The sequence below is a fragment of the Streptomyces sp. NPDC001606 genome, from assembly GCF_053596835.1.
In genome coordinates this window covers 1-26431 of the sequence record NZ_JBSFHC010000035.1, presented here as the reverse complement: position 1 = coordinate 26431, position 26431 = coordinate 1, and the positions used below count along the sequence as shown (strand labels likewise).

The 26431-nt window shown below is 66.9% G+C and carries 19 protein-coding genes and 7 pseudogenes; 15 read left to right on the top strand and 11 right to left on the bottom strand.

The features are described 5' to 3' along the window. Positions 1-4: 4 nt before the first annotated feature. The gene (locus ACWCV9_RS36650) at positions 5-304 is read left to right on the top strand and encodes a hypothetical protein (protein WP_450793231.1); all 300 of its coding nucleotides are present in this window, start codon (positions 5-7) and stop codon (positions 302-304) included. A gap of 277 nt (positions 305-581) precedes the next feature. Then, positions 582-935 (top strand): hypothetical protein, encoded by a 354-nt coding sequence (locus ACWCV9_RS36645; RefSeq protein WP_450793229.1) that lies wholly within the window; start codon positions 582-584, stop codon positions 933-935. A gap of 231 nt (positions 936-1166) precedes the next feature. Here ACWCV9_RS36645 and ACWCV9_RS36640 read toward each other — a convergent pair whose 3' ends face one another. Then, the gene (locus ACWCV9_RS36640; protein WP_450793227.1) at positions 1167-1487 is read right to left on the bottom strand and encodes a hypothetical protein; all 321 of its coding nucleotides are present in this window, start codon (positions 1485-1487) and stop codon (positions 1167-1169) included. 282 nt (positions 1488-1769) lie between these two features. After that, on the bottom strand, positions 1770-2099 hold the full coding sequence (locus ACWCV9_RS36635; RefSeq protein ID WP_450793225.1) for a hypothetical protein: 330 nt from the start codon (positions 2097-2099) through the stop codon (positions 1770-1772). A 782-nt stretch (positions 2100-2881) separates the two neighbouring features. Between ACWCV9_RS36635 and ACWCV9_RS36630 the strand changes: the two genes are divergently transcribed. From ACWCV9_RS36630 to ACWCV9_RS36620, 3 genes are all read left to right on the top strand, one after another. Continuing rightward, on the top strand, positions 2882-3067 hold the full coding sequence (locus ACWCV9_RS36630) for a hypothetical protein (protein ID WP_450793223.1): 186 nt from the start codon (positions 2882-2884) through the stop codon (positions 3065-3067). A 577-nt stretch (positions 3068-3644) separates the two neighbouring features. Further along, on the top strand, positions 3645-4370 hold the full coding sequence (locus tag ACWCV9_RS36625) for a hypothetical protein (RefSeq protein WP_450793221.1): 726 nt from the start codon (positions 3645-3647) through the stop codon (positions 4368-4370). Continuing rightward, positions 4360-4713: a hypothetical protein gene (locus ACWCV9_RS36620; protein WP_450793220.1), complete on the top strand. Its 354-nt coding sequence runs from the start codon at positions 4360-4362 to the stop codon at positions 4711-4713. The genes ACWCV9_RS36625 and ACWCV9_RS36620 overlap by 11 nt, the downstream gene beginning before the upstream one ends. 22 nt (positions 4714-4735) lie before the next feature. On the opposite strand, the pseudogene ACWCV9_RS36615 reads toward ACWCV9_RS36620, so the two are convergent. The 3 genes and pseudogenes from ACWCV9_RS36615 to ACWCV9_RS36605 form a co-directional block, all read right to left on the bottom strand. Beyond that, positions 4736-4885: pseudogene (locus ACWCV9_RS36615) on the bottom strand (ATP-binding protein); the annotation flags it as partial. A gap of 219 nt (positions 4886-5104) precedes the next feature. After that, the gene (locus tag ACWCV9_RS36610; protein ID WP_450793242.1) at positions 5105-5500 is read right to left on the bottom strand and encodes a hypothetical protein; all 396 of its coding nucleotides are present in this window, start codon (positions 5498-5500) and stop codon (positions 5105-5107) included. Between the two features lie 85 nt (positions 5501-5585). After that, a pseudogene (locus ACWCV9_RS36605) lies at positions 5586-5720 on the bottom strand (ATP-binding protein); the annotation flags it as partial. Positions 5721-5755: 35 nt separating this feature from the next. Between ACWCV9_RS36605 and ACWCV9_RS36600 the strand changes: the two are divergent. Next, positions 5756-5944, top strand: a pseudogene (locus tag ACWCV9_RS36600) (hypothetical protein); the annotation flags it as partial. Between the two features lie 6 nt (positions 5945-5950). On the opposite strand, the gene ACWCV9_RS36595 reads toward ACWCV9_RS36600, so the two are convergent. Then, positions 5951-6747, bottom strand: a protein-coding gene (locus tag ACWCV9_RS36595; RefSeq protein ID WP_450793240.1) for an IS5 family transposase whose coding sequence is annotated in 2 segments (ribosomal slippage) — positions 5951-6414 and positions 6414-6747 — 798 coding nt in all. Because the reading frame shifts where the segments join, the coding sequence is not laid out codon by codon here. Positions 6748-6833: 86 nt separating this feature from the next. Here ACWCV9_RS36595 and ACWCV9_RS36590 point away from each other — a divergent pair. The 3 genes and pseudogenes from ACWCV9_RS36590 to ACWCV9_RS36580 form a co-directional block, all read left to right on the top strand. Beyond that, a pseudogene (locus ACWCV9_RS36590) lies at positions 6834-7199 on the top strand (hypothetical protein); the annotation flags it as partial. Positions 7200-7316: 117 nt separating this feature from the next. Then, positions 7317-7547: a bacteriocin immunity protein gene (locus tag ACWCV9_RS36585; protein ID WP_450793218.1), complete on the top strand. Its 231-nt coding sequence runs from the start codon at positions 7317-7319 to the stop codon at positions 7545-7547. Positions 7548-8037: 490 nt separating this feature from the next. After that, positions 8038-8697, top strand: coding sequence for a hypothetical protein (locus ACWCV9_RS36580; RefSeq protein ID WP_450793216.1), 660 nt, complete (start codon positions 8038-8040; stop codon positions 8695-8697). A gap of 189 nt (positions 8698-8886) precedes the next feature. Here ACWCV9_RS36580 and ACWCV9_RS36575 read toward each other — a convergent pair. Continuing rightward, positions 8887-9749, bottom strand: a protein-coding gene (locus tag ACWCV9_RS36575) for an IS5 family transposase (protein WP_450793214.1) whose coding sequence is annotated in 2 segments (ribosomal slippage) — positions 8887-9380 and positions 9380-9749 — 864 coding nt in all. Because the reading frame shifts where the segments join, the coding sequence is not laid out codon by codon here. A 52-nt stretch (positions 9750-9801) separates the two neighbouring features. Beyond that, entirely contained in the window at positions 9802-10005 is a 204-nt protein-coding gene (locus tag ACWCV9_RS36570; RefSeq protein ID WP_450793213.1) for a hypothetical protein, read from the bottom strand. A 526-nt stretch (positions 10006-10531) separates the two neighbouring features. Here ACWCV9_RS36570 and ACWCV9_RS36565 point away from each other — a divergent pair. The 5 genes from ACWCV9_RS36565 to ACWCV9_RS36545 all read left to right on the top strand — a co-directional run bounded on the left by ACWCV9_RS36565 (position 10532) and on the right by ACWCV9_RS36545 (position 22553). After that, on the top strand, positions 10532-10900 hold the full coding sequence (locus tag ACWCV9_RS36565; RefSeq protein WP_450793211.1) for a hypothetical protein: 369 nt from the start codon (positions 10532-10534) through the stop codon (positions 10898-10900). 72 nt (positions 10901-10972) lie between these two features. Continuing rightward, positions 10973-11173, top strand: coding sequence for a hypothetical protein (locus ACWCV9_RS36560; protein ID WP_450793209.1), 201 nt, complete (start codon positions 10973-10975; stop codon positions 11171-11173). Positions 11174-11686: 513 nt separating this feature from the next. Further along, entirely contained in the window at positions 11687-15310 is a 3624-nt protein-coding gene (locus ACWCV9_RS36555) for a LamG domain-containing protein (RefSeq protein ID WP_450793208.1), read from the top strand. A 127-nt stretch (positions 15311-15437) separates the two neighbouring features. Next, entirely contained in the window at positions 15438-21995 is a 6558-nt protein-coding gene (locus ACWCV9_RS36550) for an RHS repeat domain-containing protein (protein ID WP_450793206.1), read from the top strand. A 93-nt stretch (positions 21996-22088) separates the two neighbouring features. Beyond that, the gene (locus ACWCV9_RS36545) at positions 22089-22553 is read left to right on the top strand and encodes a hypothetical protein (protein WP_450793204.1); all 465 of its coding nucleotides are present in this window, start codon (positions 22089-22091) and stop codon (positions 22551-22553) included. Positions 22554-22575: 22 nt separating this feature from the next. Here the strand turns inward: ACWCV9_RS36545 and ACWCV9_RS36540 are convergent. Both ACWCV9_RS36540 and ACWCV9_RS36535 read right to left on the bottom strand, forming a co-directional pair. Continuing rightward, positions 22576-23160: pseudogene (locus tag ACWCV9_RS36540) on the bottom strand (transposase family protein); the annotation flags it as partial. 286 nt (positions 23161-23446) lie between these two features. Continuing rightward, positions 23447-23692: pseudogene (locus ACWCV9_RS36535) on the bottom strand (IS30 family transposase); the annotation flags it as partial. A gap of 234 nt (positions 23693-23926) precedes the next feature. Here ACWCV9_RS36535 and ACWCV9_RS36530 point away from each other — a divergent pair. Next, on the top strand, positions 23927-24862 hold the full coding sequence (locus ACWCV9_RS36530) for a hypothetical protein (RefSeq protein WP_450793202.1): 936 nt from the start codon (positions 23927-23929) through the stop codon (positions 24860-24862). A gap of 44 nt (positions 24863-24906) precedes the next feature. Here the strand turns inward: ACWCV9_RS36530 and ACWCV9_RS36525 are convergent. Then, positions 24907-26110: pseudogene (locus ACWCV9_RS36525) on the bottom strand (IS110 family transposase). Positions 26111-26431 lie beyond the last annotated feature (321 nt).

The following is a 26431-nucleotide window of genomic DNA, read 5'->3' as shown; positions in this document are numbered from 1 at the left end:
TTCTGTGCCGGCCGCGCGATTCGACGCTCTGCCTCTGAGGACGGTAGCTGACGCGGCGACCGGCAAGCGGGACTTCGAACTGCTCGCTGGGTTCCCGGACAGCTTCGTCGATATCCGCGACGAACAGGCGGTCCAGCTCATTCGCCTGTCCGCCTATGGAGGCGGACAGGCCAGCCGCCGCCTCTTCCAGTTGAGCAGAGAAGTACGTCATGCGCTGATCGGGCTCGTCGAACACCCGCTGTTCCCGTGTCCCACGTGTGGGGACGGCTTCGGCCGTGCAACCGAAGCCAATCTGCCTCGCTGATCCCCCGGCAGGCGCGCCGGGTGCAGGTACCGAAGCCCCTCGCCTCATGGGCCTGCGCAGCCGTCGCGCCCTCCCGCTGGGAGACCGGGAGGGGCGGCGGGGCGCACGCCAGAGTGACCTGGGTGTAAGCCAGGGCGATGGCCTTAGGACCGGGGTGGCGGCGTACTTCTCTGAGTGCTCCGCCAAGTAAGGAGAAACGTGCACCGCTTGGTGGTCGGCGTGATGGTTGGCCGTGGGCGGTGTGGGGGTCTTGCCGGGTGCTGTCATGATCTCGGCTATGGGCGAGATCACCAAGGTTCTGAGGCGGGAGTTCGACGCAGAGGAGGGGACCTTCCTGCTGCGGCTGCGGGGGGATTTGGAGTGGGACCGGGCTGCCTTCACACGCCTGGAACAGGCGATGCGAGCCGCATGTGAGCGATCCCAGTCCGACGAAAAGCTCGATCGATGGATCGCCGAAGGGTTCTACGAGGTTGCGACCTGGGTTCCGTCGTGGACGTCACACCCGAACTTCCCCAGGCCGGCGCCCGCTGCCTATTTTGACGACTGCATCCAGCGAATCGGGGATCTTGCCAACTGGTACTTCCGGGGCTGGCACGACTACTCCGAGGGGCATGTCTGGGTTGACCTGTGAAAACTCCGGGAAGCTTGGTCAGGCCGCGTCGAAACCTGTCCAACGAGACCGCCGCGACCTGCGCCGGCTTCCTCACCCGCGCCCGGAAATCGTGGCGCTCGTGAAAGCGGGGCAACTTGGCGGGCGGGAGAGACACAAGGGCGGCTCTCCACCCTGCACGGGGGAGCACGGTGGCGCCACATCGCGGGTTCCATCATGAGTCCCCTATCCCGGCCTGCCGCCTGCGCTGGTTCAGCGCAGGAAGCTGATCACGATGTCGATCAGCTTCTTCCCGCCGATCTCCAGGGTGATCCGGACGGGGTTGTTCGGCTTCAGGGACTTCACCCACTTCACGAACGCGGCGTAGCCCTTCTTCGCCGCCGCCTTGGCCTTGTTGAAGTCCGCCTTCGGTTCCTTCTTCAGGTAGTCGACGATGTCCTCGGCGAGTTCGCGCAGGTCATCGTTGATCTGGCCCTTCGCCTCCACACCGGTCGGAGCAGCGTCCATGTGGCCGGCGGTGACGACGGTGAAGGCATTGACCGTATCCGAGTCCTTGACGGCCTGGGTCTGCACCGAGGCGACAGCCGGGGTATGTGCGGCCTCGGACGCCGACGCGAGGGGAGCCGCCCACACCCAGAGCGATAGCGGCGGTCGCGGCGGCAGCAGCTATGCACAGCTTCGTGTTCACGAAAGACTCCTCAGTAGGTGTTCGTCACCACCACCGCGCCGCGGAATACACCCCCACATGCCGGAACGGCGGCTGCCTGACCGGAAGCGGCTCGGTCGATCACCTGAAGTCTTCCGTCACATCCCGCCTCGGCGATATCGGATCTTTGGGCATCAGCCTTTTAGGCATCAAAGCGGGAACGCATCCGGGTGCTTGAGGGCCAGGTTGACCACCGCCACTACCAGGACCAGCAGCAGCCACCGGCCTTCTTTCAACTGCTTACGGTCACCCTTGCGCCAGTACCACACACCGCCGCCCAGTGCCGCCGCCAACGCCACCCCCAGAGCCGCCCACGCGCCTTTTACCGGACCCGCACCGCCCACGATCGACAGCACCGTCCCGGTGAGCCCGCAGCCCATTGCCACAACCCACCAGCCGCTGCGCCACGGCTCGTCCCGGTCCTTCTTGGCACTCCCATGTCCCTGAGACATCACGGTAGTTGACTCCTCGAAACGCATGCCAACCGCCCCCGCTGCGGGCGGCAACGGGGGCCAGGGTAGACCACTCGGGGCGGCTTACATGTGGTGGTAGATCCGCGTGATCGCGTGCCACAGCTGGTCGCCCCAACCGGTGACGGCCACGATGCTCTTCCACACCCACTTCTTCGGACTCCAGGAAGAAAGCTCGTTGATGGCCTTCTTGATGTAGGCCAGGCCCTTCTCCTTGCCCAGGGAGATGGCCTCCTGATGAGGTTCTTCGACCAGGTCCAGGCCCCCGGGACCCTCTTCAGGGCCTTGATGATCCAGCCCCAGTCCACGCCCTTGGCGACGGCCTGAGTGTCGGACGTCACCGCGGTGCCGTTGCCGGCGACCCTGGCGCTGATGCCCTCGCTGGCCACCGACTGCGACAGGACCCGCGCCTGCTGCGTGTTGGCGAGTCGGATCGTCTGCGAGGCGGCCACCGGCTTCGGAGCGGACTCGATCGCGGCGGGGGCGGTGGGGCCGACAACCCCCAGAGCGACAGCCGCCACCAGCGAGGCGGCCGTCATGCGGAGTTTGATATTCACAGCACAACTCCCGTGGGAGGCAGGACACCTCACGCCTCATGGGCGGGAGAAGGGGGGGGTGACGCGGCCAGACCGACCGCGCGCTGCTCGCCACACTCTTCGACGGCGACTGACGTTCGACGACGCCGTTCCCGCCGTCCTGGCCTGAATGGTGTGCCCGGGCAAGGGGGAAAGATCGCCAGCCCGTATGCTGCGCCAGCCTGGCGAACCACCTGCTGAAAGGAATTCCTCACCGTGTTCTCGCAGACCCCCGTCTACGACCGCCTCGTCGCCGAGCGCGGCGACGTCCCCGTCCAGGTCCGCGGGGTAGCCGACCGGATACAGCGCGACTTGGCACAGGTCCTGTTCCTGGCGCCCACCTCCCAGCAGAGCACCCCGCAGAACGTCTTCGAGCCGAAGCAGCTTCCCAGCGCCCTGTAGGCCGGCGGCCGTTGCCCTCCGCCCGGGGAGCAGCCCATGGGCACGCGACCGTTCCCCTCCCGCCTGGCCGCCCGGTGTTGTGCGGTCAGGCAGGTCGGGCTGGTCACCCAGCGCTGACCGGGAACTGATGGGCGGGATCGCCGAGTTCTGGCAGTCCCCCTCGCCCGCCCGAAGGCGGGGCGTCGGCTATCCCCAGCGGCCGCGCGGAGCCTCTGGCACGGGATGATCCGCGCGCCGCAGCAGCGCCTCCCCGTCCAGCCGGACCGCCTCCTGGTCGGCTTGGTCGCGCACTTCGGCCCAGCCCGCTGGCGGTGCGGGCTCGATGACGCAAGGGGCAGTTCGGGAGCCCTGACCGTTCTCGCGCGGAAGCTGCCGCACGGGGCTGCGCAGGGTTCGAGAGACGGCGGCGCATGCCAGATGGGGCCACAGGCGGAGCAGGTCGGATGCGACGCGGTCGGCCAGGGCGTGCCCATCGGGGCCCATCCTCTGGTGGCGGGCGCCGGGGTCTTCGGCGAGGTCCGCCTTGGAGTGAGCCTGCTGTCCGGTGTCGGTACCGCGACTTCACTAACCTGGCGCTATGCGGATGGGGAAGGAACTGAAGCAGCGGGGCGCGTCACTCGTGATAGCGGCCATGCACGCGTGCCAGCTCGTCACCGCAGCGGTCAACGGTCCCCAGCCCATCGCAGCCTGCACCGCGCTCATCAGCGGCGCGCTCTGGACCTGGCAGGGCCCCCACACCAGTGACCGCGCCACCTCGTCCGGCTTCTTCGCACAAGCGCTGACCTGGGACTCCTTCGTCCGCCCGACCAAGGCGCCCGACCAGCCCACCGCGCTCTACCTCGCGATGGCCGCACGTATGCGGCAGACCGAGCAGTACGTGCGCGCCTTCGCCGGGCAGCACGGACTGGAGCAGATCTCTCTCGCGCTGCCCGGCGACCGGCACAGCTTCAAGGACGCCCGCGCGACCGGCCACGGCCGGCACGGGCACCTGTGGCTCGGCGCCCACCCATTCCACCCCCAGCACACCCACCACCTTTTGCCGGTTCTTGAGCACGAGCTCGCCCACCTCCGCCGCCGTGATACCCGCACTCGGCGGGTCATCGAAACCTGCGCGCTTATGGCACTCACACTTGCTGCAGGCCTCCTGCCCGCCTGGCTTGTCGGCGTACTTGTGAACGTGCTCAACGAAGTACGGAATGTGCTCAGCCAGATGTTCGTTTGTGGGCTCAGTGCAGGTGGACGCGTGCGACGATCGTGGTGTGGAGAATCCTGGTCCTTTGTTCCGTCGGCGCTTGTTGCTTGAGTCGCTGGCCGTGCTGGCCGCTGATGCTCCGTCCCAGGTTGCCTGGCTGGTCAAGCACGACGTGGTGACGGATGAGATCGGCCTGGACTTCGATCACGCTTTTGGCATGGCTGAAGCCCTTGTGGGTGAAGGGCAACTCGGTCGCGGTGCTCTGCCTGACCTGCGGGAGATCGACGCCGTTCTCAGTGAGATGAGCGGTGCGGAGAGCGCGGGTCGATGGACGAGGGACGCGTTGTCCGTAGATGAGGGGTGGAGCCAGGCCCGGCGGCTGGCCCGCCGGGTACTTATTGCCGAGCTGGGTGAATTGCAGCAGCCGTTGCCGGAGATTTCGGTTATCCGGTGATGGACGCCGCTGTTCTCTCTGGTCAGGCCACTTGGGTGTCCCGTTCGATGGCGGCGAGCCGGTTCTTGAGCCGGTAGCTGGGGCCGTTGATCGAGATCACATCGCAGTGGTGGAGAAGCCGGTCAAGGATGGCGGTGGCCAGCACCTCGTCGTCGAAGACCTGGCCCCATTCATCTGGGGCTGGCACTTGTTCCCTCACAAGGGATGCCGCTGGCACCTGGCCGTATCCCCCTCCTGGGGGCCTCGTTGATTCTCGCGGTGGCACCCATGTTTTCAAGGTGATGCCTTGACCCTTGACCATCGACAACGACATCGGGCAGCTGGAGCGGGCCCTCAAAGCCATCGCATCGACGAGACCCGCTTGTCGCAGTGGGAGACGGAAAGAACCTGATCAGAGCACATAAGGGTAGAGACTGACCTTTTTGCGGTCGACGAAGAGCTCGATCCACGTATCGGCGACATCCTCGGGCAGCGGATCAGCAAGGTCCAGCAGGATGTTCGTGCCGTCGAGATCCAGCAGGGCGGCGCCGTCCTCAGTCGGGCTCAGCTGTCCCCGCAAAACCACGCAGTGCCCGCCAGTTCGGAGCCCAGGACCGACCCCAAGAGCCGGCTTGGCGTTCTGTCCCCAGGCGATGTCCTCGTCTATCGTCCACTCGACGCGGTACTCGCCGGGCTCCGCGGCCCGGTCCCCGCACCAACGGACCGCAGTGCGACCGAACGAGGTCCGGACATCGGCCAGCCATAGGCTTCCGGGAGACTTTGCGACCTTCACCAGTTCGATCAACACCACTCGATGATGCAGCATCCACGTCGCTGCCGGAACCCGTGAAGTTTCGGCGCTGGCTGGCACGGGTTCGCCGGAACATGTGCGCTTTGCTGAAGGTCTTGTTAGACGTGAGGATGATCGAGCCCTTCTCGTAGCGTTTGGAGATCACCTGGAAGACGAGGTTGGCCTCTGCTCGTTCCAGAGGCTGGTAGCCGACCTCGTCCACCACGAGGACGCTGGGGCGGAGGTAGGTGCGGACACCCAAGGGGGGATGAGCTGGTGCGTCCAGTGCTCCTGGTGGATGTGGACGGACCGCTGAACCCGTATGCCGCGAAGCCGCACCGTCGGCCGGAGGGCTATCAGACACACCGCCTGATGACTCCTCGGTGGGAGGCTGCCGAGCGGCGCCGGTTGACTGAGTGGGGGCTGCCGAACAAGCCCGTGAATCCGCTGCGGGTGTGGCTTGAGCTCCTAACGGAATGCGGCTCGCAGGCGGCGCCAGCAGATCAGCGAGCAGGCGAGCTTGAGGAACGCTTCGTGGATGTCGTCGCGGATCTCCCAGCGGATCCGCAGGCGGCCGAACCAGTGCAGCAGCGCGATCGTCTGCTCGACCACCCACCGTTTGGTCCCCAGGCCGGATCCGTGGTCGGTGCCGCGACGGGCGATCACGGGCTTGATGCCCCTTGCCCAGACCTGGCGGCGGTAGCAGTCATGGTCATAGCCGCGGTCTGCGTAGAGTTCCCGCGGTCGCTGCCGCGGCCGCCCCCGCTTGCCGCGGATCGGCGGGATCGCGGTCAGAAGCGGCAGGAGCTGGGTGATGTCATTGCGGTTGCCGCCGGTCAGCGTGACCGCGAGCGGGACGCCGGTGGCATCGCAGATCACGTGGTGCTTGGAGCCCGGACGGCCCCGGTCGACCGGGCTCCGACCGGTTTTGGGCCGCCCTTGAGCGCCCGGATGTGAGAGCTGTCGATCACCGCCCTCGACATGTCCAGCCGGTCGGCGGCCCGCAGCTCGGACAACAGCACCTCGTGCAGGCGTTGCCAGACCCCGGCGTTGTTCCAGTCCCGCAGCCTGCGCCAGCAGGTCATGCCTGAGCCGAAGCCCAGCTCGACTGGCAACCACTCCCATCGGATGCCCGTGTAGAGGACGAAGAGGATGCCGCACAGCACCTTACGGTCATCCAGCGCCTTCCGGCCGGGGTGCCGATGCCGACGCTGCCGGACAGGCAGCAACGGCTCGATCCGCGACCACAACTCATCATCGAGCAGCCAGGGTTGGGGATCACGCTTCCTCACACACAAGCAACCGAGTCACTCAGCCGGAGACACGCTCCAACCAGATTCTGTTAGGAGCTCTTAACCCGGATCACGGCCCGGCGCTGGATGCGCTTCCGTTCGACCTGGTGTGGGCGACAACGTGGGAGGAAGAAGTCAACACCTTCGTCGCGCCCGTCCTCGGATTGCCCGAGCTGCCCTTCATTCCCTGGCCCTCGCCTCGGCACGAGCCCGGCGACGGTGTGTTCTGGAAGACGCCCGAGGTCGTCGCGTGGGCGAAAGGCCGTGCGTTCGCCTGGATCGAGGACGAGATCACCGAGGCGGATCGTACGTGGGTGAAGGAGCACCACGACGGTCCCGCCCTACTGCATCGAGTCGACCCGCGATGCGGCCTTGCCATCGATGATTTCGCCGCGCTGACGGCATGGGCAACCGGCCTGGACTGACTCCGCAACCGGTCGACAACCGTCTGTGACGCCGTCCCGCCTGATCATTGCTGGACAAGTCTTAGGACTTGTCCAGCCGATCACGCTGCTCGTTAGGCTGGCGCCAAGGAGGTTGTGATGGGTGCCGTCGAGATGAGCCGGGCTGAAGCGGTCGCGCTCGTGCAGCGGATCATGGATGCGGACTATGCGTCTGAGGACGAGGCGGACGGGTGGCTGGAGATGCTTGACAGAGCCCTGTCCTGTCCATCGGGCCACGTCAGCGACCTGATCTTCTGGCCGCCAGAGCGAGAGCTCTCCGCCAATGAGGTGGTCGATCAGGCATTGGCCTATCGGGCGATCGCGTTGTGACACACGCGCTCGAGCGGAACGGTGAGGTTGAAGGCCGTCCCTGTCGTCGGTATGCCCGTGGTCGTGAGGTTTTGATGCGCGGAGGTCTCGGGCGGCGCCGCGAGCACACGTCCGTGGTGACACCCTGCCACACCACCCAGTCCGCGACGGTCAGGTCCTCCAACTGCCCGTCATGCTCGCCCGCTGAGGACCCCTGCCGTGCCCATAGACCGTGGGTGGCGTCGGGCACGCCACCACGAGCCGGGGGTCGACCGCCCCAACCGGTGTGGGTGCAGATCCCCTCAGGGGGTCTGCATCCGCTCTCGATCTTCACTGCGTTAGAGGTATCGACGCCTCTCTGGCGGACCCCATAGGATGCGGCGCTCAATTCACCGAGATCAAGCAAAGAGGGGGGCGCGGAATGCTACTGACGTGCCGGAAGTGTCGGCAGCGCGAAGTTGCTTGGGACGGGATCAAAGGACTGTGTCCGGTCTGTCAGCAAGAGAGTGACTTGTCGAAGCCGCCTGAGCGTCGCGGGCGCAATGACAAGGCGGTGTTGCTGGTCCAGTCCAAGGTGAGTCCCGGGCGTGTTTCGATGACGGGCCCACTCCTCACGGTACTGGCTGCAGCCGCGGCGACCGTCGTCAGCGAGGCCGTGCGGTTCTCCGCCGAGCGCACGCGGGCACACCAATGGGCCTTGGCCGCCGCTAACAACGGCTATGACCGGCAGGCTTTGCACAGTGCACTCCAAACGATCAACACCACGAGCATGTTGCGCTTCCTGGTCTTCATGGCAGTTCTGTACGCCTACCAGCGGTGGGCGCGAGCCGGCCACGCGAACGCCATGTCACGCACCGACATCGGGCTGGGATGGTCCAGAGCCCTACCAGGCGGCCGCGGAGCCGTCTGGACTTACGGCGCGTGGTTCCTGTCGGTTTTCGCTGCGGCCTACGTCTCGTTCGTGGTCAACTCCAATCTCCAAACGCCCAGCGACTACGAGACCGCGGCGAACGTCGACGCCATCTACGGCCTGGCCCGGATATCCCTGGCCGTGCTACTCAGCGTGTTCGTGGTGCAGTTGACCCTTGGGCTGAACAAGCTGCTGGCCACGCCACAGACGACCGACGTGGCCGACCGGCCCGTCGAGCTGCAGACCATCGACGAGGAGTAATGTCCCACGCCTGGTCACAGCGTCGGCAGGGGCGGACGGGGCCATGGCCGGGGGATGGGCTCGGAGGCTGGCTCGGTGGTGGTCTGCTGCTGGCCGAGGGCGGCTGGACCGCCCCGGACGAGCAGCAGGAGCTGGTGGACGCCTCAGCTCAGAGCGAGGCGCTTCAGCGCGGTCGTCTAGGGTCCGTCTTCAAACGGATCTTGCCCACAGCAGGAACGACGCGAGGGTGACCGCCGTTTCGTAGGAAGCGGCGGTCTTCTCGTATCTGGTCGCGATGCCACGGAAGCCTTTGAGCCGGTTGAAGCAGCGTTCAATGACGTTGCGTCGACGGTAGATCTTCCGGTCGAAGCCGGGCGGCCGCCCACCGCGGTGACCGCGATTGTGCCGGTGCCGCCGTTGGTCGGTCTTCTGCGGGATGGTGTGCGCGATGCCGCGTTTTCGCAGGTAGGCGCGGAAGCCGCGGGAGCTGTAGGCCTTGTCCGCGATGACATGGTCGGGCCGGCAGCGCGGTCGGCCCAGGCCGGTGCGTGGGACCCGGATCCGTTCCAAAAGAGGGCGCGCGCAGACGCTGTCGTGCCGCTGGCCCGGGGTGACCAGCACGGCGAGAGGGCGGCCTTTGCCGTCGCAGGCAAGGTGGATTTTGGTGGTCAGTCCTCCGCGGGATCGGCCGAGGGCGTGATCGTCCGGTTCGTCCGGCCGGTGAAGCCCCCTTTTCGGCCGGTGGCGGCGGCGTGCTGGTGGGCGCGCACGATGGTGGAGTCGATCTGCACCAGCCAGTCGATGTCACCGGCCGCGTCGGCCCGAGCCTGGATCTGCTGCAGGGCACGGGTGAACACGCCGTCCAGGGCGTAGCGGCGGAAGCGGGTGTACACCGTCTTCCACGGCCCGTAGCGTTCCGGCAGGTCACGCCAGGAGATACCGGTCCGGATCTTGTAGACCATCCCGTTGATGACCTGCCGGTCTTCCACCCGCGGCCGCCCTGTGGCAGCCCGCGGTATCAGCGGAGCGAGTAACTCCCACTCTTGATCGGTGAGTTCGTGACGGCGTACCACTCAACCATGATCCACCATCTGAGGATCTTTGAAGACGGACCCTAGTGCCGCATCAGCCAACGTTCGCCCTGTCGGCTACCTCTCGTGGGCGGGCGTCGGCTGTGGCCAGTTGGTCCGTGATCTCCTCGGCGGTCAAGACGAGTGCGAAGCCTTTGCGTAGGACAGCGAGTTCTGGTTCCTGCCGGGACTCGTCATCGGTGGCCGTGACATCTGCCCCGAACACGACCTTGTAGCCGCGTTCGGCGGTTATCGTCATGATGACTATATCAGGCCGGGATGAGCCCGCAAAGCAAGCAGGACGTACCCAACGCCGCGGAGAGGGCCGGGAGACGGGGCGGGGACCGGCTCAGGGGACTACCGAGGCGAGGTAGTCCCACGCGGCGCTGGGCTGCTCCGTACTGGAGCGGCTGACGCCATCGAGGGCGTCGACCTTGCCGGGCACCGGCCAGGTGCGAGTTCCCTCGGCGGGCGCCCTTCGCGCGTTAGGGTCGTAATGTCCGCAGGGGCGAGGACAGCGCCGCCTGGCACGAACTCCAGCCGGACTGCTGCCGCTTCATGCCGGCATGACACGCCAGCCCGCGCCTGCGGTGTGTCGTTGCGCACCTGGCCGACGTCACCCCAAGGCACCTGGTTCACCTAGCACGAACGGTTTCCGCTTGAGGCCGGCTGCGGGTCACGGCGGCCGGTGGTGGCCTGGAGCCGTCGGTGCCGTGGATTTCTCGCGCGAGGTGCTCGAGGGGTACCGCATGATGGCTCCCCGACCACAACTCTCATGGAGGACTATGAAGGCCCGCACCATCGCGACCGGACTGCTCGCCGCTGTCACCCTCTCGTTCACCGCGTGCTCCGGTTCCGGCTCAGCCGCCGACCCGACCAAGTCGAAGACGCCGCCCGGCGTAGCACGGGCAACGCCCGCTCACCTCACCGCGAAGCTGGCCGCCGACATGCTCGCCGAAGTTACTGGCGTCGCCACTCTGGGAAACCCGACCGACAACACCGCCTCCTGCTTCGAGAAGGCTGCCGGTAGAGAGCCCGCTCCGGCGTCCGACTGCCTGCAGCTCATCACCACCGACATGTCGATCTACGAGTACCCACCACCCAGAATCGCCGCCCACCGAGTGGAGTTCATGGCCAGCAAGGACTGGCAGTAGGCCGACCGGTTCGCCCTCGCTTGGAATACCCGGAACCAGAAACGCACCGACGCCGCCCGCCGCGCCGAACTGGTGCAGGCCCTCCAGGTGGTGACCGCCGCCCGGCCGGGACGACGCGTCGACGGCGAAACCGCCAAGATCAGTGCCTGGCTGGCCGAGGGCCGCCCAAGCACCGCTCCGGACAGCCTGCTGAAGCGGGACGCACGCCTGGTCGCTGTCCTGTTCGGCGGGGACCGGACAGTCGAGGAAGCCGTTCCCGTCGACCTGGTGTAGAGGCCCGTCGTCGCACGTGCGGCCAGCCCGCCGGGCAGCTCGCCGGTTTAAGCGGGGCGTCGAGGACGGCAGCCGCCGCTCCGTATTGGACTCGTACCGGTCTGTGCTGCGCCACGGGTGGAGCCGGAGGCTTGTCGGGCCTGTGTGTCAGGCCGGTTCGCAGCGGTCGATGATGGCGCGTGGGCCGGCTTCCGGGTGACGCGGCCGGCTGTGCAGTGTTCCGGTAAATGCCCTGGTTTCGGGGTGCGGATCGTGTGGCTGAAACCAACTGTGCAGGTCAGGGGCGTTTGTGTGAGCAGCGTCACACTTGATTGACCGCGTGCCGTCACCAGACGTTTACTTTCCGAGACCTTTACAAGATCCATACACGGGGGGATTTTCGTGAAGCCTCAGTGGGCCGGCGTGTCGCCTGCGCGCAGAGCACGAAGAACACGCGCCTGCCTTCTGGGCGGCGCCGTGGCATCGCTTGTCCTGTCGGTACTGCCCGGACTGCCTGCCGCAGCAGCCCTTCCGATGTCCAGCGCGGCAGCAGAGACCGGGCCGCTGGGGGAGACCACCGCGTCAGCGCGTGCTCAGGCGTCGGGGGAGCCTGTGGAGGTGACGGCGGACCGCACTGAGTACTCCACGACCAGGGCGAACCCCGACGGCTCGTTCACGCTGACGCAGTCCGCCAGCCCGCAGCGGGTGAAGGAGAAGGACGGCGGGTGGGGGACGGTGGATCCCGTACTGGAGCGCCGCGAGGACGGCCGGGTAGCCCCCAAGGGCGCTGTGGTGGATCTGTCTTTCTCGGGCGGCGGCTCCGGATCGGACATGATCCAGCTGGGCAAGAACGGACGTTCTGTCACTCTCGGCTGGCCTGGAGTCCTGCCGGCACCGACCCTGAACGGTGCGACAGCGACCTATGCGAACGTCTTCGACGGGGTCGACCTGCAGTTGACAGCCACGGCTGAGAGCTACCGGGAAGTTCTCGTCGTCAAGACGCCCGAGGCGGCGCAGAACCCGGCGCTGGAACAGGTCAAGCTGACTGCGTCCGGGGACGGCTTGTCCGTGGTGCCTGGAGTCGGCGGCGGTCTGCGCGCTATCGATGAAAACGGCAACGCCGTTTTCCGTGGGCCGGCCGGCCAGATGTGGGACTCGTCCGGTGACAGCAAATCAGGCCCGCAGACGCAGCTGATGCGCACCGACGTTGGAGGGCCCGCGGACGGTCAGGCGCAGGACGACCCGTCGCAGCCGGGTGAAGGCGACTCCACCGCAGTTCTGCCGGTGAAGGTCGACGACGGCGCTGTGGCCGTCCACCCGGACCTGGGTCTGCTCCGCGGCAAGGACACCGTCTACCCCGTCTACATCGACCCCTCCGTGGGCCTGGGCGTCTCGGAACGCACGAAGATCTCCTCGGACGGCGACAAGTTCTGGATGTTCGACGGCGACAAGGGCGTCGGCAAGTGCGGTACGGCCGACGGCTACTACTGCGGCGGCGGCTACGTCGATCGCATGTACTTCGAGTTCGCTCCCACGAAACTGGCCGGCAAGCAGGTACTGGATGCCACCTTCCGGGCCCATGAGACGTGGTCGTTCAACTGCGATGCCCACTGGGTGGACCTGGTCCGCACCGACAACATCTCCGAGGGCACCACATGGCCGGGCCCCAAGCAGCTGGACCTGATGGGCGACCGCTACGTCTCCGCGGGACGCGGCACACTGTGTAGCCCCGATCAGCCGGACTCATGGATTGAGTTCAATGACAACCCCGATGAGTCGGACGAGAACCTCACGAGCACCGTCCGTTCCTTCGCGGACGGCAAGATCAGCCGGCTGACGCTCATGCTGCGTGCGAAGGATGAAAGCGACCCGCGCGCCTGGAAGCGGTTCGACGACAGCGCCGAACTGCAGGTCACCTTCGCCTACAAGCCGGGCGTACCCACCAGCGTCGGTGTCATTCCCGGAGACGGCACCACCGCCTACTGCAACAAGTCCTCCTCCGATCCGCTGGTCGTCACCCGAACGGATCCGATGGTCCAGGCCCGAGTCCAGACGCTGGTCGAGGCCCACAAGGGTGATGAGGAAGGCTCACTGCAGGCCGAGTTCGTGGTGGAGCGCGGCGATGACGCGGCCTGGCACCAGGTGTGGACCGGCCATCGGCCCGACACGGGCTGGGACCCGGACGAGACGCTGGAGAAGATGCGCACCAGCAGCCGTGCCGACGGTGGCCTGTACCGCTACAAGGCGCGCACTCAGTCGCACTGGTCGTACAACGGGAAAAGCGGTGACCTCTGGTCGCCCTACAGCTCCTGGTGCTACTTCAAGGTCGACTCAAGCGCACCCAAGGCGCCGCGCATCACTGCCGGCTCGCCCTATACCGAGTGCACCGCCGACCTGTGCGACGGCAAGGGCGGCCCGGGAGTGCCCGGTTCCTTCACCTTCCAGCCCAACACGGCCGACATCGTCAACGGGCACACCGACAACACCGCCTACGAGTGGAAACTGCTGTCCACCCCGGCCAAGCAGGTCTCCGGTGATCTCAAGGTCCAAGTCACGGGCGTGAAACCACCGCTCGCCGGCACACAGGTCCTGTCGGTGCGGGCCAAAGACGTGCACAACCGGTGGGGGACGCCCGCCGAGTTCGTCTTCAAGGTGGCCCCTGCCGCCGGAGCGGTCGGCCGCTGGCACTTCGACGACGCAGCCCCGGGGTCGGGAACGACCGTCGCCAAAGACACCGCGACGGAGGGCACCCGGCACGACGCCACGCTCTACACCTCCCACGCCGGCTGGTCCACGCTCGGACGCCGAGGAGAGTCCGACTACTCGCTCTACCTCAACGACAGCAGCAGCGACACCACGCGTGACGGCTACGCCGCTACCGCGGCACCGGCGGTGAACACCAAGGACTCCTTCAGCGTCTCGGCCTGGGTCTACCTCACCGACGCCTCACAGAACCACGTGGTGCTGTCCGCCCCGGGCAGCCTCGCCTCGTCCTTCACGCTGTACTACTCCTCGACCTACAACAAGTGGGTGTTCAACCGCAGCGCCGCCGACGTCAAGGACCCGGCATTCCTGCGGTCGATCAGCGATTCCGGGCCGCCCCCGCTGAATGTGTGGACGCACCTGGCAGCCGTCTTCGACACCAAGGGTGATACCGACAAGGCGAACGACACCATTCAGCTGTTCGTCAACGGGCGCCCGCAGGGCAAGCCGGTGGTGCTCAACGATCTGTCCTCCGCCTACCAGCCGTGGACGTCCTCGGCGGGCCTGCAGTTCGGCCGCGTGCTCGCAGGCGGGGTCGGAGAACAGAACTTCCGCGGTCGTATCGACGAGGTCTCCGTGTGGCAGTACGCGCTCACGCCGGAGCAGATCGCCCAGGATGCGCAGCTGGCGCAGGACGGCGTGACGGCCGACGAACTCGTTGCCGACTGGGATGCCACGTCCTCCACCGGCACCCAGGTCAAGGAGCTCACCCCCTACCCCGCTGCGGCGCTGGCGCTGTCCTCCAGCGGCGCCGTGCTGGACGCGGACAACAACGTCCTCGTCCTGGATGGAACATCGGGCTATGCCTCGGCCGCCGGTCCGGTGGTCGATGAGACCGGCTCGTTCACCGTTTCAGCTCACGTGAGACTGGATGCCGACAAACTGGCGGCCAAACCGGTCGGCTACCAGGCTCAGGTGGCAGGACAGGCGAGCGGCGGAGAGTCCTCCTGGGCGCTGTGGGTGGTGAAGCCCGCTGCCGACACCTACCAGTGGAAGTTCACCCGCACAGCCATCGGAGCGGACGGCAAGGTCACCCAGAGCGCGGAGGTGGCAGCCGCTGATCCCGCCGAGGTCAACACCGGAGTCGACGTCACGGGCGTGTTCGACGCGCAGGAGCCGTGGCAATGGACCGACCCGGCTGATGCGTCGAAAACCGAGGACCGGCTGGGCCGACTGCACCTGTATGTGGGCGGGACCGAACAGCCCGGCGAGGACAACTCCGGCTTCTCCGCCGTCCAGCAGGGCACCGGCGTGCTGTCGGCGGGCAGAGGAGCGGCCGGTGGATCTACCGGCTACTACCTGCCCGGCTCGCTGGAATCACTGCGGGTGTGGACCGGGGCGCTGGGATTCGACCAGATCCTCTCCCAGGTACTGGACACGCCGGACGCCACCTGACACGCGGTGAGGCGGCCCGCCCTCTGACCGGGCCGCTCGGCACCAGACGCCTGAAGACCCACCGCATCCCCCTTCAACGACACGCGTCCGGCGTGACACAGCCGGACGCCGCGTAGGAAGAACCGCCATGAATTCCTTTGGCATACCCAGGCCGGCACCAGGGCGCAGGGGCAGGGACAGAACACGCTGGTCCCGTCGTATCGCTGCGACCACCGGCCTGGCACTCCTGCCAGGCATGCTGACTCCCCTCGCCTCCGCGGCGGACACCGACCCCCTGGGGCGCCCCCATCTGAAGGCCCCGCACGCCACCAAGGTCAGCCCCTTCACCGCCAAGGTGAACAAACAAGCAGCAGCGGCGGTCAAGAAAGCCGACGAGGCCGACCGGGCGGCCGCCGCCCGGGCCCGCCACGACCAGCAGCGCAAGACCACCTGGCCGAAGCCCGGCAAGGCGTCACTGGCCGTACCCGGCAAGGGAACGGCCAAGGCGTCTCCCGGCTCCCTGCCGGTCACCGTCACCGCGCCGCGCAGCGGCAAACGGGCGAAGTCCCTCACCGTCGAGGTCCTCGACCAGAAGACGACCGCTGAACTGGGCGTCAAGGGAGTAGTCCTCAAACTCACCGGCCCACAGACCGGCGGCACGGCGCGACTGGGCGTCGACTACTCGGCCTTCGCCTCCGCCTACGGCGGTGACTGGGCAGGCCGCCTGCAGATAACACGCCTTGCGGACTGCGCCCTAAAGGACCCGGCCGCCGCGAAGTGCCACCGGCGACTGCCCATGGACACGGTGAACCACCGTGCGAAGGACAGCCTCACAGCACCGGTCACCTTCTCCTCCGGCGTCCGGCCCATGCTGCTCGCCGTCACAGCGGGCGCCCAGTCCGGCGCCGGTGACTACAAGGCGACACCGCTGTCCCCGTCCTCGACATGGGAGGCGGGCGGTTCGTCCGGCTCCTTCACCTGGTCCTACCCCCTGCGCGTACCCCCGGCCGCAGCCGGCCCCCAGCCGGACCTGTCCATCTCGTACGACTCCGGAGCCGTCGACGGACAGACCGCCAACTCCAACAACCAGGGCAGCCAGCTCGGCACCGGCTTCGACCTCACCTCCTCCTACATCGAGCGCAAGTACGGCTCCTGCGACGACGACGGCCAGGACGGCAAGTACGACCTGTGCTGGAAGTACGACAACGCCTCCCTCGTCCTCAACGGCAGATCCACCGAGCTCGTCAAGGACGACACCACGGGCAAGTGGCGGCTGAAGGACGACGACGCCTCAACCGTCACCCACTCCACCGGCGCCGACAACGGCGACGACGACGGTGAGTACTGGACGGTCGTCACCGGCGACGGCACCAAGTACGTCTTCGGCCTGAACAAGCTCGACGGGGCCGGCTCCGACGACCGCACCCAGTCGGTGTGGACAGTGCCCGTCTTCGGCGACGACGAAGGCGAACCCGGCTACAGCAGCGGCGACTCCTTCTCCGGCCGGCACAAGACACAGGCCTGGCGCTGGAACCTCGACTACGTCGAGGACACCCACGGCAACGCCGAGTCATACTGGTACACCGCCGAGCACAACAACTACGACATGCTCGGAGACGACAACACCGGCACCGACTACGTCCGCGGCGGCTACCTGAAGGAGATCCGCTACGGCCAGCGCGCCGGCACCCTCTTCTCCGCCTCCCCGGCCGCCTCGGACAAGGTCGTCCTCTCCTACGACGAGCGCTGCCTGGCCTCGGGCAGCGGCTGCGACTCGCTGACCAAGGACACCCGGGACAACTGGCCGGACGTGCCGTTCGACTCCATCTGCAAAGACGGCGACAAATGCACCGGGAACGTAGGCCCCTCGTTCTTCACCCGCAAGCGGCTCACGGCAATCACCACGTACGCCTGGAACGCGGCAGCTTCCACCCCCGCCTTCGAACCGGTCGACGTCTGGTCCCTCAAGCAGCTCTACCTCGACCCCGGTGACACAGGCGATTCCACCGACCAGTCCCTCTGGCTCGACGAGATCAAGCACACCGGCAAGCGCGGCACCGACCTGTCCCTCGACCCCGTCAAGTTCAGCCACGTCATGCTGCCCAACCGGGTGGACGGCGCAGCGGACGACATCCTGCCGCTGAACAAGCCCCGCCTGAAGACCGTCACCTCGGAGACCGGTGCTCAGACGATCGTCTCCTACGAAGAGGCGGACTGCACCGCCGGCGGCAGCAAGCCGAAGCTGGACGAGAACACCAGGCGCTGCTACCCGGTCTACTGGTCACCCAACGGCGAGACGGACCCCAAGCTTGACTGGTTCCAGAAGTACCCGGTCAGCTCGGTGTCCACCTCCGATCCGCAGGGCGGCTCGGAAGCCGTACAGCACAGCTACCAGTACACAGGCGGCGGCGCCTGGCACTACGACGAGGACCCGCTGACTCCAGCCAAGGAACGCACCTGGTCCGTCTGGCGCGGCTACCAGCAGGTCACCCACCTCACCGGCGTCTCCACCGGCACGCAGAGCAAGGAGACCACGGTCTACCTGCGCGGCATGAACGGTGACCGGGTACTCGGCGCAGACGGCAAGACCCCCGACCCCGACAAGCGCAAGACCGTCACGGTCTCAGGCATCAAGGCCGGCGAGATCACCGACTCCGAGCAGTACGCAGGCTTCACCCGCGAATCGGCCACCTACGACGGCGGCACGGAAGTCGGCGGAACCATCAACGACCCGTGGTCGAAGAAGACCGCGACTCAGCACAAGTCGTACGCCGACACCGAGGCGTACTACGTACGCACCAGCGCCACCCACACCCGCACCAACATCACCAGCAAGCTCACCCCGTACGACCGCGTGCACACCGTCAAGACGACCTACGACGACTACGGCATGGCCGAGACCGTCGAAGACGAGGGCGACGACGCGGCCAGCGGCGACGAGACGTGCACCCGCACCTGGTACGCCCGCAACGACGACAAGGGCATCAACTCCCTCGTCTCCCGCACCCGCACCGTCGCCCAGCCGTGCACGACCGCCGACTCCGCCCTCGACCTGCCGGCCGACTCCAAACGCCCGGGTGACGTCGTCTCCGACGCCGCCACGGTCTACGACGACAGCGCCGCCACCACCTGGTCGGCGTCGCAGAAACCCACCAAGGGCGACGCCACCTGGAAGGGCCGCGCCAAGGGCTACGGCAGCGACGGCGCCCCCACCTGGCAGAAGCTGTCCGGGACGACCTACGACACCCTCGGGCGACCCAAGACCGTCACCGACACCAACGACCTGGCCACCTCCACCACCACCTACGCGCCGGCCGATGCGGGACCGCTCACCTCGACGGTGACCGAAGACGCCAAGCACTTCAAAGTCAGCGCGGCGCTGGACTTCGCCACCGGCGCGACCCTGAAGGCCACCGACCCGAACAGCAAGGTCACCGAGAGCGAGTACGACAGCCTCGGCCGCATCACCAAGCTCTGGCTGCCCAACCGCTCCAAGGTGCTGGGCAAGACCCCGAACTACGTCTACGACTATCACGTCACCGGTTCAGGCTTGTCCTGGGTCTCCACCGGGACCCTCAAGAACGACGGATCCGGCTACAACACCACCTACGAGTTCTACGACTCCCTGCTGCGCACGCGCCAGACCCAGTCGCCCACCCCGCAGGGCGGCCGCCTGATCTCCCTGACGCTCTACGACGCCCGAGGCCTCGCGGTCAGCCAGCAGTCCGACATCTGGGACAGCACCTCACCGCCCAGCTCCCAGGCCGCGGACATCGACGGGGGACAGGCCCCCGTCCAAACGGACACCACGTATGACGGAGCGGCCCGGGCGACGAAGGCCGTGACCAAGGTCCACGGCGTCACCCGATGGACGACCGACACCACCTACACAGGTGACACCGTCGCCACCAGCGCCCCGGCCGGCGGCCAGGCGACCGCCGTGGTCACCGACGCGCTCGGCCGGACGACCCAGCGCCGGGAGTACGCCGGCCCCAAGCCCACCGGCACCGACTTCACGACGACCGACTTCACCTACACCCCTGCCGGTCAGCAGAAGACCATCACCGGTCCCGACCAGACGAAGTGGTCCTACACCTACGACCTCTTCGGCCGCCAGGTCACAGCGACCGACCCCGACAAGGGGAAGACCGCCACCGAGTACAACAGCCTCGACCAGGTCGTCAGTACCACCCCCAACGACGACGCGTCGAAGAAGCTCATCTACGCCTACGACGACCTCGGCCGCAAGACCGACCTGTGGCAGGTGGACAAGACCGACGCGAACAAACTCGCCACCTGGGGATACGACCAGGTCGCCAAGGGCCAGCAGGACACCGCCACGCGGTACGACGGCGGCGTGACCGGAAAGGCGTACACCGAGAAGGTCACCGCCTTCGACGCGATGTACCACGCGACCGGCAACCAGCTGATCCTCCCCGACACGGAGCCCCTTGTCTCCGGCGGATATGTGCCGAAGACGCTGTCGTTCTCTACCGGCTACAACCTGGACGGCTCGATCAGCCAGTACTCCGCCCCGGCGGTAGGCGGCCTGGCCGCAGAGGGAGTCTCTTACACCTACAACGCGCTCGGAGGGCAGCTCACCGCCAAGGGCACCACGGGCTACCTGCAAGGTGCCGCCTTCTCGCCGCAGGGTGACCTGCGCCAGCTCACCCTGGGCATGGACGGCGCGGCCTCGGCGAAGAAGGCCTACCTCACCTGGGACTACGAGGAAGGCACCCGCCGCCTCACCCGCTCCTACGTCACCGACGACGTGCACGGCTACATGCCGCAGGAGCTGAAGTTCACCCAGGACGACGCCGGCAACGTCACCTCCATCTTCGACGCCACCACGCAAGGAGGCACCGCCAAGGCCGACTACCAGTGCTTCGCCTACGACGGCAATCGCCGCCTGAGCGACGCCTGGACCTCGAAGACCGCGGACTGCTCGACCTCCGGCCGGACGGTAGCCAACCTCGACGGAGCGGCCCCGTACTGGACGTCCTACACATACACCAACGCCGGCCAGCGCAAGACGGAGACACAGCACACCCCGACGGGCGACAAGGCCACGTCGTACACCTACGACGACACCACCGACAACAAGCCGCACACACTCGACAAGACCACCGGCACCCGCGCGGCCACCTACTCCTACGACAGCACCGGCAACACCACCTCCCGCCCCGGACCGACCGCCCAGCAGACCCTCGCCTGGAACACCGAGGGCGACCTGACCAAGCTCACCGAGGGCACCAAGGAGACCAGCTACCTCTACGACGCAGGCGGCGACCTGCTCATCCGCCGCGCCAAGGGAGACGGCGAAGCCATCCTCTACCTGGGCGCCGGCACAGAACTCCACCTCACCACCAAGGGCGCCACCAAGACCGTCTCCGGCACACGCTCCTACACAGCCAACGGTCAGACCATCGCCGTCCGTACGGCGACATCCGGAGTCACGGGCACGAAGCTCAGCTTCCTCGCTGCCGACCACCACGGCACGTCCAGCATCGCCCTCGACGCGAACACCTACGCAGTCACCAAGCGCTACAACACGCCCTTCGGCACCCCACGCGGCACCAAGCCGGCATCCTGGCCCGACGACAAGGCGTTCCTCGGCAAGCCGGCCGACGACACCACCGGCCTGACCGACATCGGGGCACGCGAATACGACCCCACCATCGGCCAGTTCCTCAGCGTCGACCCCCTCCTGACCCTCGACCAGCACCAGTCCCTCAACGGCTACGCCTACGCCAACAACACACCCACGACTAGCGCCGACCCGACCGGATTGTGCGCGGAGGTGGATTGCCCGACCCGACCGGGCCCCGATTACGAGAACAACACACCCGGAACCATCCCCCACGCGCCGAGAAAATCCGCCAACACCCAATACGAAGAGCAACACCTGAGCTATCACGGCTCAGGAACGGCGCCCACGAGCAGCTCCGGAAACGTCAGCTCTGGCAGCGGCACCAGCAACAACGGAAATCGCTGCGCCCGCACCGGGCTTCCGCAAGACTGCAGCGCCCCGGTCATGGGGCCTGGTGACAGCAACAGCTACGTCGGCAACTACCTGTCCAGTCTTGGAGGGAATTCCGACTTCTTGCCGGGTCTTATTCAAACCGTCTTCGGGGGCCTCAGTGAAGGCGGCGGCACTGTCCTGGGCGCATCGGGGGTAGTTGAATGCGGCGTCGTGGTTTTGTGCGAAGTGGGTGCTCCTTCGATCGCTGGCGGCGCCGGAGTCGTTGTCTTCGGTCAATCACAGATTAATTCGGGCTCGGACAAACTCGGCCGCGCCTTCCGCGAAGCGGATGCCGACGCAAGCAGCGGAGGCGGCGAAACGATTGATCCAGGCGCGCAGAACCCGGACGTCATCTGGAAGACAGACGACTACGACGGCTGGCAGCACGTCCTGGATCGGCATCGCATCGGTGGTAGCGAGTACAACCCAGAGACCAAGGGTGCTTTCATCGGAAAGGGTAGAAAGGTGCAGCAGTGGATTCAAGATGTCGTGAATAATAACCCTGCGAAGCCCAATGGCGAGCGTGGCGGATACGTTTATGAGGGGCGAATCAATGCTGGTCCTGACGGCGTCGGAATTCTGAGTAACTTGCAGAGTCGCGGGCTAGGTTCCAATAGGGCGTACGGCATCAGGGTAGTCCTCAATCCAGATGGTAGCCTGAGGACCGCCCACCCGATCCCATAAGGCTCACCCACGTTGCCGCACTCGTCGCCCGCATTACTCCTATAGGGTGTGTGGGCGACGGGCGATGTGGCGATTCATGTGATAATTTGGAGAATGATGATTAAATTCACCTTTGTCCCAGAAACGATGAAGGAGCCCACCAGTAAGGAGCTGGCCAAGCTGGCACGGGCAAGCGAGATGGATTTGCGATATGACTACTTTCCGGTGACCGTTGGCATCTGTACGCATGCATTCGGCGAAGAAGTGCTGCCCGGGACCCCGGCAATAGACTTCGCCTTCTGTCTCCTTTCTGCGGCAAAGGAAATCCAAAAAGGGAATCCCGGAAGGGTTAGCTTTACGGAGAATGACTTGCTGATTCATTTCGTACCCGATGGTGAAAAGGTGGTGATGGAGAGGTCGTGGGACCCGGTGCGCGCGGCGTGTAACCTTCATGAACTTTCCGCGGCCGTATCCGGATTCTGTTATGGAATTCTGGAGTTTATCACGCAACGATACCCAGATTTCCAGCAAAACCCCGCCTGCTCGAAACTGACTGCGATGTTGAACGAGTTGCCTTGAAATGCACAGTCAGTGAGCCTCTTCAGCGTTGCCTCTCCAGGGTGAGGACCGCGGCGGCGATGTCCGTCATACGGTTTGGGCTGCAGCGGCTCCGGCGGAAGATCCGCCAGGACTTCAAGCGGGCGATGCCTCGTTCGACAGGAGCGCGAGCCTGGGCGAGTGCCCGGTTCAGCGTCCGTTCGGTCGATGACAGTTCGTCGTTGGGCGGGCGGCGAATGGCGGTGGTGGCCCAGGCGCCGTCGCCGATGTAGGCGCGGTCGGCGACGATCGGGACGCCCTGGCGTTCGCAGATTCGGATGATGCTGTGGGTGCGTGCGGCGGTCAGATCGTGAGCACGGCCCGGCAAGGCCGTCGAGATCCACAGAAGCTGGCCTTCGGGATCGGTGACCACCTGCACGCTAACGCCGTGGCGCCGATGCTTGTGGGAGTAATCGGCGCGTCCGTCGCCCAGGCGGTCGCACTCGCTGAGCGTGCCGTCCAGGAGCACGTAGTCCGGGTCGTGCTCGCGCAGGGTCCTGGGCAGGCCCGGCGCCCGGTCGGCGAGGAGCCGCACGACGGCGGTGATGTAGGCGTGGGCGGTGCCTACGGATATGCCGAACCCGGCGGATCTCGTTCGGCCGACTGCACCGACTCGCCGACGCCGCCGGCCTCCACCTGACCGTACGCCGCGGGTCAAGCCTGGCGTACCTCGCCCGCTTCCGACCTTGCGGCGCCGACGAGCCCGGCCGCCAGGGCGAGCGCCTCGACCACGACGCTGGGGAAGAGTGAATACCGGGGTCCGAGGAGGAGCGGACCAGGAAACCGGTACTAGTGTCAGAAGTTTTGACAGGCCGTGATCCGAGCCGTCAGGTCGGCTTCCCCGGCTTCCCATCTGTCGTCAAACGGTGGCGAGCTCAAGCGGTCAGCGCATCACAGCTGTTCAAGAGGCCAGCGTAGACCTCCGCGGGAGTGCGGTAGCCGTGGATCTTGCGTGGACGATGGTTGAGCTGCTGGGCGATGGCGTCCAGGTCGGCCTGGCTGAACGCGCGGAGGTCAGCTCCCTTGGGGAGGTGCTGCCGTAGCAGCCGGTTGGTGTTCTCGTTGGTGCCGCGCTGCCACGGGATGCGCGGCTTGCAGAGGTAGAGAGGCATCCGGGTCTCGGGGGTGAAGGTCCTGGACCTGTATGGGGAAACCACCCAGGCACCCACCTCCTCCCGGGCCAGACGGCATTCCTGCAGTTCCCGGCGGAGCTACGGCGAACCTCTGGTTCTGCTGTCCGCGCGGGCTGCACAATCGGTGGTCCAGCGTGACGCCCTCCGCGTCCGCATGGCCCCGGGGGGTGGTCTGTGTCACTGAGCTCCAGACGACTGCGCAGAACGGCGGAGCAGGAGAGCATGGCCGCGATCCAGCACATGCGGGGCCGGCGGCCCGGGCAGGCGCTGGAGAGCAGCCGCGCAGCGGAGGCCGCGGTCCGGCGATTGCGGCAGGCCGAGCCCGACGACCCACAGCATGTGCGGGTGCTCGCCTCGATCCTCTACAACCAGGCGATGATCCAGGCCATGAACGGCGCCGTCGCCGACAGCATCCTGGCCGCCCGCGGCGCCGTCGAGGCCTACGACTCCTTGATCCCCGGCGTCGGCCCCCAGGAGGCCGCCGCGTCAGTCGCGTTGTGGTCCGCCGGGGGTTTCCTGCACGGCCCGGCGGACGGCGGCGTGTCCGTCCACGAGACGGCCCTGGAGGCGGCCGATGCCAAGGCCCGCCTGTGCGGCCTGCTGGCCGAGGCTCACGGCGAGCAGGCCCTGGCGGAGGTGCGCCGCCTGGGCGAGGAGGCCGTCGCCGTGTACGAGGCGGTCGCCCGTGTGCTGCCCGGGCACGAGGCCGCACTGCACCGGGTGCGGTCCCTGTGTGCAGCGGCCCTGGACGCTGCGGAGCCCGAGGAGGATCTGCAGGAGGTCTCACACCTGCGGGGCCTGGCGCGCTTCCGGGTGCCGGCGCACTGGGCGGTGCTGGCCGCCGACGGCGCTACGACCGCGGACGCCCCGGGCATCGGACGGTTGTCCGTGCGGGCCAGGATCGCCGACACAGACCCGGCCCCGCCCGGCACCCCCGGTGCGGCCCTGGACAACGGCTGCACCCTGCGCCGCACGGACACCGAGGCACCCCTGCCGGACCGCCCCGCCCGGCGGATACGGCAGTGGGAGCTGCTCCAGCCGCTGGCCGGCCAGGTCCGAGTGGTGACCTTCACCTTCGACTACGACGCCGTGGGGAGCCACGCCAAGGCGCTCGCCGTGCTGGAGCGCGAGGTCCCGGCGGTCGTACTCGGCCCCTGAGTTCCGGCCGACAGGGCCTAAAAAAGGTGCCTCTATGGCTTTCGTCAAGCCGTAGCCGGTGTGGGTGCTTGGTAGAAGGTGCCGTCGCGGAGCATGGCGAACAGGACGTCGATGGCGGCGTCGGGCGAGTGCGATGAGGGCGGCGATGTGGTGTTTCCCCTCGCGGCGTTTGCGGTCGTAGTAGGCGCGTGACTCGGGCTGGGACAGCGAGGCGAACGCGGCGAGGTAGAAGGCCCTCTTGAGCTGTTTGTTGCCTCGGCGGGAGGGGGGTTCGCCGCGGATGGAGGACCCGGAGTTCCTGGTCACGGGTGCGAGGCCGGCGTAGGCGGCGAGGTGGCCGGCGGTGGCGAAGCCGCTGCCGTCGCCGACGTCGATGAGGATGCGGGCCGCGGTCCTGATCCCGATGCCGGGCATCGAGATCAGGACCTGGGAAAGAGGGTGGGCCTCCAAGAGTTCCTCGATCCGGGCGGCGAGGAGTTTTCGCTGGTCAAGAACGGATTGGAGCGAGCTGGCGAGGCTGGGGACGATCAGCGCGGCGGCGTCCGTTCCCGGGACGACGACGGTCTGTTGGTCGAGTGCGGCGAAAATGTCCTCGACCAGCCGCTCGGTCATCCGCGGCGCTTTGGGCCGTATCAAGGCCACCAGGCGGCGGCGTCCGGCTTTGCGGATCTGGGCCGGAGATCCGAATTGATCCAGCAGTTTGAGCACGGCCGGGTGCTGGATCCGCGGACCCAGGACCCGTTCGAGGGATGGGTGGATCTGGGTGAGAAGACCGCGGAGCCGGTTGGCGATCCGAGTGGACTCGCCCGCGAGGTCGTCGTCGAACCCGGCGATCATCGCGAGCTCGGCCACCGTCTCGTCCGCTGGATCGATCGTCCGCAGGGTGTGGGGCATCGCCCTGGCGGCATCCGCGATGATGAACGCGTCGCGGGCGTCGGTTTTCGCCTCACCGGGGTAGAGATCGGCGATCCGTCGCATCGTCAGTCCTGGCAGGTAGGCGACCTGGCAGCCCGCGTCCCGGGCGACCGCCAGCGGCAGGGCCCCGATGGAAGCCGGCTGGTCGACGACCACCATTACCGTTCCGTGCTGGGCCTGGAGCTTGTCGAACAGCTCCCGCAGCTTCGGTTCGCTGTTGGGCAGCGGCTTGTCGAACATCTTCTTCCCCACCCGGTTCACGGCGGTGGCGTGGTGGTCACCCTTCCCGACGTCCAGGCCCAGATAGATGTCGATGCCAGTCTCGTCCGACATGCCCTTCGCTCCCGTGCTCGGCTGTTCCCCGGCCTCACTGCGGCATCAGCGTGCCGGCATCCACGTTACGAAGAGACTGCCCAAGGGGCGCTCGTGCCTCTAATCAGCGGTCTGCCAATGCCTCCGGCACCGGCGACACCACCTTTTCGATCATCTCGACTGGGGGCTCAAGTCATACCAGGGCCGAAGGCCGGGAGCCTCATTGCGAGGCCACGAAGACGGTAACGGGGCTTCACCGGCCGGACGAACCGGACGATCACGCCCTCGGCCGATCCCGCGGAGGACTGACCACCAAAATCCACCTTGCCTGCGACGGCAAAG